Origin of the sequence: Mumia flava (assembly GCF_002797495.1) — a bacterium.
Taxonomy (GTDB): Bacteria; Actinomycetota; Actinomycetes; order Propionibacteriales; family Nocardioidaceae; genus Mumia; species Mumia flava.
Genome location: NZ_PGEZ01000002.1, coordinates 843,778 through 857,444 on the forward strand (window position 1 = coordinate 843,778; position 13,667 = coordinate 857,444).

A 13,667-nucleotide genomic window follows, 5' to 3' on the forward strand; every position below is an offset into this window, starting at 1 on the left:
GCTGCGCCGACCCGGCGGCGACCATGATCGAGCTGCTGCTGCCCCCCGAGGTCGTCTGTGCGGAGCGGCGGTCCGACGTACCGGACGACTGCCTGTTCCCCGAGGAACGGCCGGCGGTTGCGCGGGCCGTCGGCAGCCGACGGAGCGAGTTCGCGACCGGTCGGGCCTGCGCCCGGTCCGCCCTCGCGCAGCTCGGGGTCCCACCGATCCCGTTGCCTCAGGGCGAACGCGGAGCCCCCTCGTGGCCCGAAGGCGTGACCGGAAGCATCACGCACTGTGTCGGCTACCGCGCTGCTGCGGCTGCCCGCAGCTCGCAGATCGCGGCGCTGGGAATCGACGCCGAACCCGACCAGCCGCTGCCGGAAGGCGTGCTCTCGATCGTCTCCAGCCCGACCGAACGCGACCGACTCGACACGCTCCCGTCGGGCATCCACTGGGACCGCCTGCTCTTCAGCGCGAAGGAGGCCATCTACAAGGCGTGGTTCACGCTGACCAGGTGCTACCTCGACTTCGGTGAGGCCGATCTCGCCCTCCGCCTCGACCCGGGCGACCGCCTCGTCAGCGGCACGTTCCTCGGCCGCCTCCTCGTGCCGGGCCCGGTGCTTCACGGGCAGACCGTCAAGGAGTTTCGCGGCACCTGGCGCGCCGACAGCGACCTGCTGCTCACTGCCGTCGTCGTCCGACGCCCGGCTGCACACGGCACCCCGCCGTAGGCTCGATGCATGACGGTGCGCGAGCAGCTCGGCGCGGTGCTCTTCGCCCGGGTCGCCGGGGACGAGGGGCCGCAGCGGCGCGAGCGCATCCACGGCGAGACCGGGCCGCGCAGGTTCGGCCGGGACGACCCGATCCAGCGGGTGCACGGCGACGCCGCGATGTTCGTGGGCGGTCTGCGCGCCCTGCTCCTGCAGTCGCTGCACCCGCTCGCGATGGCCGCAGTCGACCAGCACTCCGGCTTCCGCGGCGACCCGTGGGGTCGGCTGCAGCGGACCAGCGGGTTTCTGGCGGAGACCACGTTCGGCACCGAGGAGCGCGCGGACCGCGCCGTACGGATCGTGCGGGCGGTGCACGGGCGGATCCGCGGCACCGCGCCGGACGGGCGGCCGTACCGCGCCGACGACCCGCACCTGCTGACCTGGGTCCACGTCGCCGAGGCGGACAGCTTCCTCTCGGCCTACGAGCGGTACGGCGGAGGGCGGCTGAGCGCGGCCGAAGCCGACACGTACGTCGCGCAGACCGCCGAGATCGCACGCGCGCTCGGCGCCGACGACCCGCCGACCGACGTGACCGGGCTGCGCGCACGGCTCGAGGCGTTCCGCCGGGAGCTCGAGGGCACGCCCGCCGCTCGCGCGACCGCGCGCTACCTGCTGCTCACCCCGCCGGTGCCGACCGCGCTGCGTCCGGGGTACGCGATGCTGTCCGCGGCCGCGATCGGGCTGCTCCCCCGCTGGGCACGCAGCCCGCTGCGGCTCCCGTACCTCCCGGTCACCGAGGCGACGTCTGTGCGGGTCGCGGGCCGGATGGCGACCTCGACGATCAGGTGGGCGATGCGTCCACCCGGTTGAGCAGCGGCTCCCCGCTCGCGAACCGGCGCAGCTGCTCGGTCACCAGCCGCAGCACCCGCGGGCGCATCGCCGACGTGCCGCCGGCGACGTGCGGCGAGATCAGCAAGCCGGGCGCGGACCACAGCGGGTGCCCGTCGGGCAGCGGCTCGGGATCGGTGACGTCGAGCGCGGCCCGCAGGCGCCCGGTTCCAAGCTCGGCGAGCAGGGCCTCGGTGTCGACGATCGGACCGCGCGCCAGGTTGACCAGGAGCGTGTCGTCCTTCATCGCGGCCAGGAACTCCGGCCCGACGAGATGCCGCGTCGCGTCGGTGAGCGGCGTGAGCATCACGACGACGTCGGCGTCCGGGAGCAGGTCCGGCAGGTCGGTGATCGGGTGGACGCCCTCACGGGCCCGCCGCGCCACCCGCACGACGTCGACCTCGAACCCCTCCAGCCGTCGCTCGAGCGCCTCGCCGATGCTCCCGTACCCCACGATCAGCACCCGCTTGTCCGCCAGCGCCCCGTACTGACGGAACGGCAGCCACTCCCCCCGGTCCTGCGCCCGCACGAAGTCGGGGATCCGGCGCATCGACGCGATGATCAGCCCGACCCCCAGCTCGGCGGTCGCGGAGTCGTGCACGCCGCGGGCGTTGCAGAGCGTCACGCCGTCCGGGATCAGGTGCGCGATCCCGTCCGTACCGGCCGACTGCGCCTGGATCACCCGCAGCCGCGGCATCCGCGGCACGATCCGGTCGATCGGCAGCGCCAAACCGTACGGCAGCACCCACAGCTCGACGTCCTCGATGTCGTCGGGCACCTGATCGAGGGTGCCGGCGCCGGCGGCGTCGCGGGCGCCCCCGTCGTACCGGGTGAAGCTGTACGTCGTCGGCAGCGGTCCCAGCTCGTCGGGCCGGAACGGCATCATCACGAGACTCATGCCCGCAGCGTACGGGTCGGTGCTTGCCCCGCTGCTCCCCGCGGCGCGGCCGCCACCGTGCCCGCAATCGTGACAGTGACGATGTCATGGACAATGGCACCGTGCCCTCCACCACGACCAGCCGGCTGACCCCGCGCCACTTCGACGTGCTCAGCGACGACGGCACGCGGATCCGCGCGTGGACCAACGACGCCGACGGCCCAGCGGTGCTGCTCTGCAACGGCCTCGGCACCAGCCCGTACGCGTGGCCGGCGCTGCTGTCCGCGGACTGCGGTGTGCGGGTGGTGTCGTGGTACCACCGCGGGATCGGCGGGTCCGAGCGCCCGGTGGATCCGGAGCGGGTCGGCGTCGGCGCCGGGATCGAGGACGCGCTCGCCGTGATGGCCGCGGCCGATGTCGAGCGGGCGACCCTGCTCGGCTGGTCGATCGGCGTGAACCACGCCTTCGAGATCGCCGTACGGTGGCCCGCGCGGGCCGACGCCGTCATGGCGGTCGCCGGGGTCCCGGGCGACACCTTCGCCACGATGCTGGCGCCGTTCCGTCTACCCCGTCCGGTGAACCGCCGGATCGCGCTCGGGATGGTCGGGGCGTTCTCCGCGGCCGGCCCTGCGATGACGCCCGTGACCCGGCAGCTCCACCGCGTACCCGGCCTGGTCGACGTGGTGCGGCACACCGGGTTCATGTTCCCGCGGGCCGACCGTGCCGACGTACGCGCGACCGTGGAGGCGTTCCTCGACGTCGACGTGCGCTGGTACATGCACCTCGCCCGCCACGCCGCACGGCATCCGCGGGTCAGCCTGTCGCAGGTCCGGCAGCCGACCACGTTCGTCGCGGGGCGCTGGGACGTGCTCGCGGGCGCGCGCGACATGCGCAGCGCCTCCGAGCGGATCGACGGGGCGCGGTTCGTCGAGCTCGCCGCGTCGCACTTCCTCCCGCTGGAGCGGCCTGACGAGGTGCACGCCGAGCTGCTCGCGCTGATCGGCCGCTAGCGTCGGCGGCGTGCCCTAGGATCACGCGCATGTCCCGACGCGCCGTGCGACCCGACAGCGTCGTGATCCGGCCGCGCTCGGGGGCCGGCAGCTCGTCGTTGATGCGCGGGGTGGTCCTCGTGCTGGTCGCCAACAGCGCCGGCGTCGTCATGCTGAGCCTGTCCGGCGGTTTCGCGATCTGGCTGCTGAACCTCGGCCTCCTGGCGATCGGCATCGGGCGCATCGTGACGGTCCTCTGGTCGCGCACCACCCGCGTCCGCGCCGTGCCAGGATCGCTGCGGGTCACCCGGTGGGCTTCACCGCCGATCCTGATCGCGACCGGCACTGCCCGCGGCCTGCTGGGACGCGACCCGGCCACGAAGCGTCCCGTGCTGATCGTGATGTCCGCCGACGGTCGGCGGGTCCGGCTCGGCTCTGACACCTGGGACGAGCAGGACCTCCGTACGGTGGCGGAGCTGGGCGAGTTCGATGAGGACCCGACCGTGGTCCGGACCGAGGAGTGGGAGGCGCGCCTTCCGGGCAGCACGACGTGGCTCGAGCGGCACCCGCTCGGAGGGCTCGAGATGACGATGGCGCTCGTGGCGGCGACGATCACCCTTGCGACCGCGATCGGGGCGACGGGATGACGGGAGCGACAGTATGACGGGAGCGCCGGGATGACCACGCTGGGACCGGTCGAGCAGATCGAGCTGCGCCCGACGATCGCGTCTCGTCGTGGCGAGATCGTGCGGCAGGCGGTGTTCGCCACGACGTTCCTCGGGCTCCTCGCGCTCGTGCTTCGACCGCCCGAGATCGTCGTTCCGCTGATCGCAATCGCCGTCGTCAGCGCGCTTCTGGTCATCGGGCAGCGCGTTGCCGACCGCCGTTATCGCAGCCGCGCCCGGATTCTCCTCGCTCCCGGGTGGATCTCGTACATCCGGGAGGCTGCACCGCAGACGCTCGTGCGGATCGAATCCAGCCATGGACTGGTCGGTCGGGAGCCGGGCACGGGACACGCTCAGCTCGTGGTGGTCAGTGACGACGGGAGCCGGCTGCTCCGCCTGCGGTCCGACCGGTGGTCGGAGTCGGACCTGGAGTCGATCGCCCGCACCTGCGGGTACGCGATCGACCCGTCCATGAAGCGCGCACGGGACTGGGAGGCGCGGCTACCCGGGAGCACGGCTTGGTTCGAACGGCATCCGGCTGGGCTCCTCGCCGTGATCCTGATCGGCATGATCGCGGTCTTCGGTCTCGTGATGCCGACGGCGCCGCTCTGAGCCGCCGCGCGCCGCCGGCGTTGCGTACGCTGTCCCGGGTGCACCCCCAGCAGCCGTCCGATCCCCCCACGGAGCGGGAGCCCCGACCGCCGGTGTCGCACGAGGTCGAGCTGCGCCCGAGCCTGCGGCAGTACCGCTCCCAGGTTGGTCAACGTGCGCTGATCGTCGTTCCCTTGATCGCGGTCTACGCGTTCATCGTGATCGACTCGGTCGTCGGTCTCGTCGTCGTCGGAGCCGCACTCCTCGTGCTCGTCCCCGCCGTGGTCCTGTGGACGATCCGTTACGCCCGGACCGCGCGACTCCAGCTCAGGCCCGGCTGGATCCGCTACACCCGGTGGAACGGGAACCCGGTCGTGATCGAGGTCGCCCGCACCAGGGGCCTGCTCGCACGCCAACCCGCAAGCAGCCACTCCCGGCTGATGATCGTCGCAGCCGACGGCAGCCGACTGGCCCGGCTCAACGCTGATCTGTGGACCGAACGTGACCTCCGCAGGGCCGCAGACCTGTGCGGATACCCGCACGACCCGACCGTGCGGAGCGCGAAGGACTGGGAGGCGCGGCTCCCGGGGAGCACGACCTGGATCGACCGGCATCCGATCGTGACCGGGATCGCGATCGCCGGAGTGATCGTCGCGCTGATCCTCTTCTCCGTCGCGTTCTCGATGGCGTTCCCGATCTGAGCGCGACCCCCGCGACCGCACTGGTCGGGGTCGGCCGACCACCGTTGTGCAGCACCGTCCGGCTCGACGGAGATGCCTGCGTGTGCGCCACCCGTACGGACATGCCTGCGTTGCGTACCCGGTGGCGGTTCGTACGCAGGCACGTCCGTGGTCCGCGGCGGCGCCGTGACGGTCATGCCTGCGTACGGGCCGGACTGCGGTCGCCTTCGCAGGCATCTGCGTCGCCGGGCGCAGCAGCTGTCGCGATGCAGGCACATCCGCGGAAGCGACCCGCCGGTCCGAACCGCTTCGCGTCAGGTCAGGCGTTCGAGGATGAGCTCGCGGACGCGGCCGGCGTCGGCCTGCCCGCGCATCTCCTTCATCACCGCACCGATCAGCGCGCCGGCGGCCGCGACCTTGCCGCCACGGATCTTGTCTGCGACGTCCGGGTTCGCTTCGATCGCGCGATCGACCGCGGCGGTCAGCGCACCGTCGTCCGAGACCACCTCGAGCCCACGCGCGGCCACGATCTCCTCGGGCGTCCCCTCACCGGCGACCAGACCGTCGAACACCTGACGCGCCAGCTTGTCGTTGATCCGCTTGGCGTCGACGAGACCCTGGACCTGCGCGACCTGTTCCGGCGTGACGCCGAGCTCGTCGAGCGCGACGTCGGTGTCGTTCGCGCGCCGCGCCAGCTCGCCGAGCCACCACTTGCGCGCCGACGCCGGCGACGTCCCGGCGGCCACGGTCTGCTCGACGAGGTCCAGCGCGCCCGCGCCGACGACGTCACGCATCTCGAGGTCCGAGTAGCCCCACTCGCCCTGCAGCCGCGCCCGGCGCGCGGCCGGCGGCTCCGGGAGCGTGCCGCGGAGCTCCTCGACCCACGCGTCCGACGGCGCCACCGGCACCAGGTCGGGCTCGGGGAAGTAGCGGTAGTCCTCCGCGTCGGACTTCTCGCGCCCGGACGTGGTCTCGCCGGTGTCCTCGTGGAAGTGCCGCGTCTCCTGAACCACCTTCTGGCCGGCGTCGAGGATGCCCGCGTGGCGCGCCGCCTCGTACCGCACCGCGCGCTCGACCGAGCGCAGCGAGTTCACGTTCTTGGTCTCCGAGCGCGTCCCGAAGACCTCCGACCCGATCGGCATCAGCGACAGGTTGACGTCACAGCGCATCGAGCCCTGCTCCATCCGCACGTCGGACACGTCGAGGGCACGGATCAGCTCCCGCAGGTGCGCGACGTACGCCTTGGCGACGGCGGGCGCGTGCTCGCCGGCACCGGTGATCGGCTTCGTGACGATCTCGATCAGCGGGATGCCGGCGCGGTTGTAGTCGACCAGCGAGTACTCGGCGCCGTGGATCCGGCCGGTGGAGCCGCCGACGTGCAGCGACTTGCCGGTGTCCTCCTCCATGTGCGCGCGCTCGATCTCCACCCGGAACGTCTTCGGGCCGTCCTCGGTGTCGACGGTGACGTCGGTCCAGCCGTCGAACGCGATCGGCTCGTCGTACTGCGACGTCTGGAAGTTCTTCGGCATGTCCGGGTAGAAGTAGTTCTTCCGGGCGAACCGCGACCACGGCGCGATCGAGCAGTTCAGGGCGAGGCCGATCCGGATCGCCGACTCCACGGCCTTCCCGTTGACCACCGGCAGCGCACCGGGCAGGCCGAGGCAGGTCGGGCAGACCTGGGTGTTCGGCTCCGCACCGAAGACCGTCGAGCAGCCGCAGAACATCTTCGACGCGGTGTTGAGCTCGACGTGGACCTCCAGGCCCATCACCGGCTCGTAGCGGGTCAGCGCCTCGTCGAACGGCACCAGCTCGGTCGGCGCCTGATCGGTTCGTGTCTGCGTCATGCCCGCACCTCCAGCTCCGGGGCCTTCGCCAGCAGCGGGCCGCCCCACTGCTCGATGAGCATCCGCTCGAGCGCCGCGCCCACGTTGTACAGCCGGTCGTCGGCCATCGCCGGTGCCAGCACCTGGAGGCCGACCGGCAGCCCGTCCTCCTCCGCGACGCCGACCGGCAGGGACAGGCCCGGGATGCCGGCGAGGTTCGCCGGGATCGTCGCGACGTCCTGCAGGTACATCGACATCGGGTCGTCCAGCTTGTCGCCCAGCTTGAACGCCGTCGTCGGGGACGTCGGCGAGACCAGCACGTCGACCTGCTCGAAGGCGGCGTCGAAGTCGCGCGCGATCAGCGTGCGGACCTTCTGTGCCGAGCCGTAGTAGGCGTCGTAGTAGCCGCTCGACAGGGCGTACGTGCCGATGATGATCCGGCGCTTCACCTCGTCGCCGAAGCCCGCCTCGCGGGTCGCGGTCATCACCTGCTCGGCGCTCGGCGCGGCCACGCCGGACGGCGCCGTACGCAGGCCGTAGCGCATCGCGTCGAAGCGGGCGAGGTTGCTGCTCGCCTCGCTCGGCAGGATCAGGTAGTACGTCGACAGGGCGTACTCGAAGCTCGGGCACGACACCTCGACGACCTCGGCCCCGGCCTTCGTCAGCAGCTCCACGGCCTCGTCGAAGCGAGCCCGGACGCCCGGCTGGTAGCCCTCACCACCGAGCTCGCGGACCACGCCGATCCGCAGCCCCGCGACGTCCGCGCGACGCGCCGCCTCCACCACCGGCGGTACGGGGCGGTCGATGCTGGTCGAGTCCATCGGGTCGTGGCCGCCGATCACGTCGTGCAGCAGCGCCGCGTCGAGGACCGAGCGGGTCACGGGACCGGCCTGGTCCAGCGAGCTCGCCAGCGCGATCAGGCCGTAGCGCGACACCCCGCCGTACGTCGGCTTGACGCCGACCGTGCCGGTCACGGCAGCGGGCTGGCGGATCGAGCCGCCGGTGTCCGTGCCGATCGCCAGCGGCGCCTCGTACGCGCCCACGGCCGCCGCGGAGCCGCCACCGGAACCACCGGGGATCCGCTCGCGGTCCCACGGGTTGCGGGTCGGACCGTACGCGGAGTGCTCGGTCGACGAGCCCATCGCGAACTCGTCCATGTTGGTCTTGCCGAGGATCGGGAGTCCGGCCGCGCGGAGCCGCTTGGTCACGGTCGCGTCGTACGGCGGGACCCAGCCCTCGAGGATCCGGGACCCGGCGGTGGTGGTCAGGCCCTCGGTCGTCACGACGTCCTTGACGGCGATCGGCACGCCCGCGAGGGGGTGCAGCGACTCGCCGGCCGCGCGGCGCTCGTCGATCGCGCGGGCCGTGGCCAGCGCAGCCTCGTCGTCGCGGGCCAGGAAGGCGTTGAGGTCGCCGTCGACCGCGTCGATGCGGTCCAGGTGCGCCTGCGTCACCTCGACCGACGACAGCTCACCCGAGGCCAGGGCCGCGGCGATGTCCGCCGCGCTCATCCGGATCACGCTCACTGCTCCTCCCCCAGGATCCGCGGGACGGCGAACCGCTGCTGCTCGACGGCCGGGGCCATCGCCAGCGCCTGCTCCGGGGTGAGTCCGCCGGTGACGACGTCGTCGCGGAAGACGTTCGAGAGCGGCACGGCGTGCGAGGTCGGCGGCACGTCGGCCGACGCGACCTCCGAGACCTGGGCGACCGAGTCGAGAATGACCTGGAGCTCGGGTGTGAGTCGGTCCAGCTCGGCGTCGGTGAGGTCGATGCGCGCCAGGTCGGCCAGCTTGGCCACGTCGGCGCGCGTGATCCCGTCGGACACGGCGTCTCCTCCGAAGGGTTGGGTGGGTACCGACCCATCCTAGGGTCTGCGGCCTGAGCGGCCGCGACCGCTCCCGACGCCCACCCGACGCCCGACGCGGCGGCTGCTGGGCGAACCTGCGGACAGCGCGTGAGGGGGCGCGGTACGTTCCGTTCACCGTTCTCTGGAGGGAGATCCATGCGTACCCGTCCCCCACGCATCCGCGCCGCCACCGCCACCGTCGTGACGGCGGCCGCCGGGCTGACCGCGGCGCTGCTCGCGACCACCCCGGCCGACGCCGCACCCGTCCCGGTCGTGCTCCCCATCAGCGGCACCACGACCCTCGCGAACCCCCTCGCCGGCGGCGCCGTGCTCACGATGCCCGAGGGCGCTCGGCTGCGCGGCGACTTCGACCTCGCCACGAGCGGGGTCACGGGGACGATGGAGATCCCCGAGATCACCGCGAAGGTCCGTGCGCTGGGTCTCCCGTGGATCGGCGACACCACGTCGACGGTCGTCCTCGAACCGATCGGCGACACCGTCGCCGTCGTCGGGGACGGTGGGATCGTCACCGCCGACACGACCTTCCGGATCGCCCTTCCCGACGTCCGCAGCGACCTGCCGCTGCTGCGCCTGATCAACCTCGGCGGCCCGACCTGCCGGACCGGCGACGTCACCGCGCGGCTGGTCAGCAGCGAGCCGTTCAGCCTGACCGACCCGATCGCGATGTCCGCCGCGTTCACGATCGGCGACCTCCACGGGTGCCCGGACGTGCTGGGCCTCCCGGCCGGCGACTGGCTGCTCAGCACCCTGCTGTCCGGCGACGGCAACCGGCTCGACCTCACGGTCGGGCCGATCTCCCCCGACCCCGACGCGCCGACACCGACCGAACCGACCCCGACGGAACCGACCCCCACCGTGCCACCGAAGCCGCCCGTCGTGAAGCCGCCGACGAAGGTCGCCTCCACCACGACGGCGACGACCACGGCCGTACGGTACGGGCGCAAGGCCAGGATCCGCGTCCGCGTGCGCTCCTCGCGGACCGCGACCGGGGTCGTACGGGTGCGCAAGGGCGCGAAGGCGCTGGGTTCGCACCGCCTGCGGTCGGGCCGCGCGACCGTCACGCTGCGGCGCAAGAGCCTGCGGGTCGGTCGCCACTGGCTGACGGTGGTCTATCCGGGCAGCGCGAAGGTCAAGGCCTCGAAGACCACGGTCGTGCTGCGGGTGAAGAAGCGCCGCTGACCGCGGCCGCCACGTCGAGGCGGTCCGCCGGTCAGCGGATCACCTCGACGGTCGCGCGCTGCGTGAAGTAGCCGCTGCCCCCGTCGTACGGGTCGGCGCCGAGTGCGTACCCGGCGAAGTCGCCGGCCTGTCCGCGCTGCGCGGACGCGAGGAAGGCGACGCCGGCGTCGTCGGTGAGACCCGCGCCCTCCAGCGTCTGCCCGACGAGCTCGTTGGCGCGCTGCTTCGTCGGCCGCGCGCCGTACTCGGGCGACGCCGACACCGTCCACGACGACCAGGAGTCCCCGACGTATCCGCTGGCCTGCAGCCGCAGACCGTCGGTGGTCTTCTCGCAGGTCGTGGTGTCGGCGGGGTCCTCGCAGGTGAACCCGGCCCGACGCAGGCTCGCGACCACCTCCGCGACCTGCGGGAGATCGGGTCCGGTGAGGCGCTCGCCCGTCGACGTGGAGATCGTGAGGTAGCCGCCGCTCCCGTAGGCGTACACGCCCTCGAGCTGCTCGCCACCGCCGAGCGCCGCTTCGAGTCCGTCACGGTCGCCGTCGAGCAGGTGGACGGCGACCGCGTCGACCACCTGCTCGCGCACCTCGGGCAGCTCCTCGGCTCCGTCGGCCCGGAATGCGACCGAGACGACCGACTCGTCGTCGTACCCGAAGGTCAGGGTCGCCCGGTCGGGGATGTCACCGGCCTTCACGTAGTAGAAGCACCGCGAGACCGAGCCCGGGACCGAGTCGTAGCAGGTCCAGTCCGGACCGGTCTCCGTCAGCGTCTGCTGGACCGCGTCCATCCCTTCGACGCTCATCGACGTCCCGGACGCCTCCTGGACCTCCGTCGTCGACGAGCTGAGGGTGAGGAGCGCCACCGAGACCAGCAGGACGACGAGGATCGCTGCGACCACCGCGGCCAGAGCGATGATCAACGCGATCCTGCCGCCGCTGAGCTTCCTCGCCGGCTGCGGGTGCGGCGGCCCGTACGGATTCTGGGCGTACGGGTGGGGCTGCTGCGGGTGCCCGTACGCCGGACCGTACGGCTGGTGACCCGGCTGGCCGTACCCGCCAGGCTGCTGGCCGTACGGCGTGGTCCACTCCGGATGCGGCTCCTGCCCGTGCGGCGGCTGGCCCTGCGGGTGGTGCGGATCCGACATCGTTCCTCCGGTGCGTCGACGGCTCGGACATTCTGTCGGAGCCCGCCGCACCCCAGCGCCTCACCCCTCGGCGTCGTCCTCGGCGTCGTCCGCAGCGTCGTCCTCCGCCGGCGACGGCCCATCGCGGAGCAGGTCCACGAACCCCTGCTCGTCGAGGACCGGGACGCCCAGCTCCTCGGCCTTCGCGGCCTTCGAACCCGCCGCCTCACCGACCACGACGAAGCTCGTCTTCTTCGACACCGATCCCGCTGCCTTGCCGCCGCGGGCCAGGACCGCCTCCTTGGCCTCGTCGCGGGTGAATCCCGTGAGCGAGCCGGTCACGACGATCGTGAGACCCTCCAGCGTCCGCTCGATCGACGCGTCCCGCTCGTCGGCGGTCCGCACCCCGGCGGCGCGCCACTGCTCGACGATCTCGCGGTGCCAGTCGACGCCGAACCACTCCACCACCGACTCCGCGATCGTCGGGCCGACCCCGTCGACCGCCGCCAGCGTCTCGGTGTCGGCCTCGGCGATCGCGTCGAGGCTCCCCAGCTCGGCGGCGAGCGCCCGCGCGGCGGTCGGGCCGACGTGCCGGATCGACAGCGCCACCAGGACGCGCCACAGCGGCTGCGCCTTGACCTTCGCGAGGTTGTCGAGCATGCGACGACCGTTCGCGGACAGCACCCGCGGACCCGCACCGGCCTCCTGCTCCGCCTTCTTCGACGCTCGCGTGAACAGCGGCACCTCGAGCAGGTCGGACTCTCCGAGCGCGAACAGCCCACCCTCGTCGGTCAGGACCCCGGCATCGAGCAGCGCCGTCGCCGCCTCGTACCCCAGCACCTCGATGTCCATCGCCCCGCGGCTGCCCACGTGGTACAGCCGCTCGCGCAGCTGCGCGGGGCAGGACCGGGTGTTGGGGCAGCGGATGTCGGCGTCGCCCTCCTTCGACGGCGCCAGCGTCGTGCCGCACGCGGGGCACTCGGTCGGCATCACGAACGCCGTCTCCGACCCGTCCCGCAACGGCACCACCGGCCCGACGATCTCCGGGATCACGTCGCCGGCCTTGCGCAGCACGACCGTGTCGCCGATCAGCACACCCTTGCGCTCGACCTCCGACGCGTTGTGCAGCGTCGCCATCTCCACGGTGGACCCCGACACGAGCACCGGCTCCATCACGCCGTACGGGGTGACCCGGCCTGTGCGCCCGACGTTGACCCGGATGTCGAGGAGCGTGGTGTTGACCTCCTCGGGCGGATACTTGTACGCGATCGCCCAGCGCGGCGCCCGCGACGTCGAGCCCAGCGCACGCTGCACCGCGAACCGGTCGACCTTGATCACGATCCCGTCGATCTCGTGCTCGACGTCGTGACGGTGCTCGCCGTAGTAGCCGATGAACTCCTCGACGTCGGCCAGCGTCGGCAGCACCTTCACCCGGTCGCTGGTCGGCAGGCCCCACGACGCCAGCGCGGCGTACGCCTCCGACTGCCGCTGCGGCTCGAACCCGTCGCGGTCGCCGATCCCGTGGCAGACCATCCGCAGCGGCCGGGTCGCGGTCACCGCCGGATCCTTCTGGCGCAGCGAGCCGGCAGCGGCGTTGCGGGGATTGGACAGCGGGGTGTTGCCGGCCTCGGCCCACGCCTGGTTGAACGTCTCGAACGCAGCAGTCGGGAAGTAGATCTCACCGCGCACCTCGACCAGCGCAGGGACCGCGTGGTCGCCGTCGCCACGCAGCCGGTGCGGGATCCCCTCGATCGTGCGGACGTTGGCGGTCACGTCCTCGCCGATCGTGCCGTCACCGCGCGTCGCGGCGCGGACGAGCCGGCCCCGCTCGTACGTCAGGTTGATCGCCAGACCGTCGACCTTGAGCTCGACCAGCAGCTCCGGGTCCTCGTCGGCCTCCTTGTGGACCCGTGCGCCCCAGGTCTGCAGCTCCTCGAACGAGAAGCAGTTGTCGAGGCTCTCCATCCGCCGGCGGTGGCGGACCGGCGCGAACGCCTCGCTCGCCACGCCACCGACCGTCTGCGTCGGCGAGTCGGGGGTCCGCAGCTGGGGCCACGCGTCCTCCAGCTCCTCGAGCTCGACCATCTGCCGGTCGTACGCGGCGTCCGAGATCGTCGGGGCGTCCTCGACGTAGTAGCGCGTCCGGGCGTGCTCGATCTCCTCGGTCAGCTCGGCGTGCCGCTTGCGGGCCGCCGCCTCGTCGGGTGGGCTCTCGATGCGTTCGTCAGCACTGGACACGGGCGACAATCTACCCGTGCGCACCGACAGCGAGGTGGCACGATCGGATGCAGGGAGG

At 72.5% G+C, this 13,667-nt stretch carries 13 protein-coding genes; 7 read left to right on the forward strand and 6 right to left on the reverse strand.

What is annotated here, in order from left to right; translation table 11 throughout:
• Positions 1 to 23 precede the first annotated feature (23 nt).
• A complete protein-coding gene (locus tag CLV56_RS17955) occupies positions 24 to 713 on the forward strand; it encodes a 4'-phosphopantetheinyl transferase family protein (protein ID WP_039369084.1) in 690 nt (229 codons plus the stop codon).
• Positions 714 to 722: 9 nt separating this feature from the next.
• On the forward strand, positions 723 to 1,562 hold the full coding sequence (locus CLV56_RS17960; RefSeq protein ID WP_039368982.1) for an oxygenase MpaB family protein: 840 nt from the start codon (positions 723 to 725) through the stop codon (positions 1,560 to 1,562).
• Here CLV56_RS17960 and CLV56_RS17965 read toward each other — a convergent pair.
• Positions 1,534 to 2,478 carry a 2-hydroxyacid dehydrogenase gene (locus tag CLV56_RS17965; protein WP_039368986.1) on the reverse strand — a complete coding sequence of 315 codons (945 nt, stop codon included), beginning with the start codon at positions 2,476 to 2,478 and terminating at the stop codon, positions 1,534 to 1,536. The two genes, CLV56_RS17960 and CLV56_RS17965, sit on opposite strands and share 29 nt — an antisense overlap.
• A 101-nt stretch (positions 2,479 to 2,579) precedes the next feature.
• Here CLV56_RS17965 and CLV56_RS17970 point away from each other — a divergent pair, with 101 nt between their 5' ends.
• The 4 genes from CLV56_RS17970 to CLV56_RS17985 are packed head-to-tail and all read left to right on the forward strand — an operon-like array spanning position 2,580 to position 5,403.
• On the forward strand, positions 2,580 to 3,467 hold the full coding sequence (locus CLV56_RS17970; protein ID WP_245857987.1) for an alpha/beta fold hydrolase: 888 nt from the start codon (positions 2,580 to 2,582) through the stop codon (positions 3,465 to 3,467).
• A 29-nt stretch (positions 3,468 to 3,496) separates the two neighbouring features.
• A complete protein-coding gene (locus CLV56_RS17975) occupies positions 3,497 to 4,093 on the forward strand; it encodes a hypothetical protein (RefSeq protein WP_039368988.1) in 597 nt (198 codons plus the stop codon).
• 30 nt (positions 4,094 to 4,123) lie between these two features.
• Complete coding sequence (locus CLV56_RS17980) at positions 4,124 to 4,723, forward strand: hypothetical protein (RefSeq protein WP_039368992.1); 600 nt, start codon at positions 4,124 to 4,126, stop codon at positions 4,721 to 4,723.
• Between the two features lie 38 nt (positions 4,724 to 4,761).
• Positions 4,762 to 5,403: a hypothetical protein gene (locus CLV56_RS17985; RefSeq protein ID WP_157805216.1), complete on the forward strand. Its 642-nt coding sequence runs from the start codon at positions 4,762 to 4,764 to the stop codon at positions 5,401 to 5,403.
• Between the two features lie 293 nt (positions 5,404 to 5,696).
• Here the strand turns inward: CLV56_RS17985 and gatB are convergent, their stop codons facing one another.
• The 3 genes from gatB to gatC are packed head-to-tail and all read right to left on the reverse strand — an operon-like array spanning position 5,697 to position 9,030.
• Positions 5,697 to 7,226 (reverse strand): Asp-tRNA(Asn)/Glu-tRNA(Gln) amidotransferase subunit GatB, encoded by a 1,530-nt coding sequence (gene gatB, locus CLV56_RS17990; protein WP_039368994.1) that lies wholly within the window; start codon positions 7,224 to 7,226, stop codon positions 5,697 to 5,699.
• The gene (gene gatA / locus CLV56_RS17995) at positions 7,223 to 8,716 is read right to left on the reverse strand and encodes an Asp-tRNA(Asn)/Glu-tRNA(Gln) amidotransferase subunit GatA (RefSeq protein WP_039369089.1); all 1,494 of its coding nucleotides are present in this window, start codon (positions 8,714 to 8,716) and stop codon (positions 7,223 to 7,225) included. Before gatA ends, gatB begins: the two co-directional genes overlap by 4 nt.
• Before the next feature lie 11 nt (positions 8,717 to 8,727).
• Positions 8,728 to 9,030, reverse strand: coding sequence for an Asp-tRNA(Asn)/Glu-tRNA(Gln) amidotransferase subunit GatC (gene gatC, locus CLV56_RS18000; protein ID WP_211288189.1), 303 nt, complete (start codon positions 9,028 to 9,030; stop codon positions 8,728 to 8,730).
• A 177-nt stretch (positions 9,031 to 9,207) separates the two neighbouring features.
• Here gatC and CLV56_RS18005 point away from each other — a divergent pair, with 177 nt between their 5' ends.
• Positions 9,208 to 10,251, forward strand: a complete 1,044-nt coding sequence (locus CLV56_RS18005; RefSeq protein WP_039368995.1) for an Ig-like domain repeat protein — start codon at positions 9,208 to 9,210, stop codon at positions 10,249 to 10,251.
• 31 nt (positions 10,252 to 10,282) lie between these two features.
• On the opposite strand, the gene CLV56_RS18010 is transcribed toward CLV56_RS18005, so the two are convergent.
• Both CLV56_RS18010 and ligA read right to left on the reverse strand, forming a co-directional pair.
• Complete coding sequence (locus CLV56_RS18010) at positions 10,283 to 11,392, reverse strand: hypothetical protein (protein ID WP_100415378.1); 1,110 nt, start codon at positions 11,390 to 11,392, stop codon at positions 10,283 to 10,285.
• Positions 11,393 to 11,452: 60 nt separating this feature from the next.
• Positions 11,453 to 13,609, reverse strand: coding sequence for an NAD-dependent DNA ligase LigA (ligA, locus tag CLV56_RS18015; protein WP_425437716.1), 2,157 nt, complete (start codon positions 13,607 to 13,609; stop codon positions 11,453 to 11,455).
• Positions 13,610 to 13,667 lie beyond the last annotated feature (58 nt).

Coding starts and splice junctions, on each gene's coding strand:
- CLV56_RS17955 (WP_039369084.1), top strand. CDS start 24: ATGATCGAGCTGCTGCTGCCCCCCGAGGTCGTCTGTGCGGAGCGGCGG.
- CLV56_RS17960 (WP_039368982.1), top strand. CDS start 723: ATGACGGTGCGCGAGCAGCTCGGCGCGGTGCTCTTCGCCCGGGTCGCC.
- CLV56_RS17965 (WP_039368986.1), bottom strand. CDS start 2,478: ATGAGTCTCGTGATGATGCCGTTCCGGCCCGACGAGCTGGGACCGCTG.
- CLV56_RS17975 (WP_039368988.1), top strand. CDS start 3,497: ATGTCCCGACGCGCCGTGCGACCCGACAGCGTCGTGATCCGGCCGCGC.
- CLV56_RS17980 (WP_039368992.1), top strand. CDS start 4,124: ATGACCACGCTGGGACCGGTCGAGCAGATCGAGCTGCGCCCGACGATC.
- gatB (WP_039368994.1), bottom strand. CDS start 7,226: ATGACGCAGACACGAACCGATCAGGCGCCGACCGAGCTGGTGCCGTTC.
- gatA (WP_039369089.1), bottom strand. CDS start 8,716: ATGAGCGCGGCGGACATCGCCGCGGCCCTGGCCTCGGGTGAGCTGTCG.
- CLV56_RS18005 (WP_039368995.1), top strand. CDS start 9,208: ATGCGTACCCGTCCCCCACGCATCCGCGCCGCCACCGCCACCGTCGTG.
- CLV56_RS18010 (WP_100415378.1), bottom strand. CDS start 11,392: ATGTCGGATCCGCACCACCCGCAGGGCCAGCCGCCGCACGGGCAGGAG.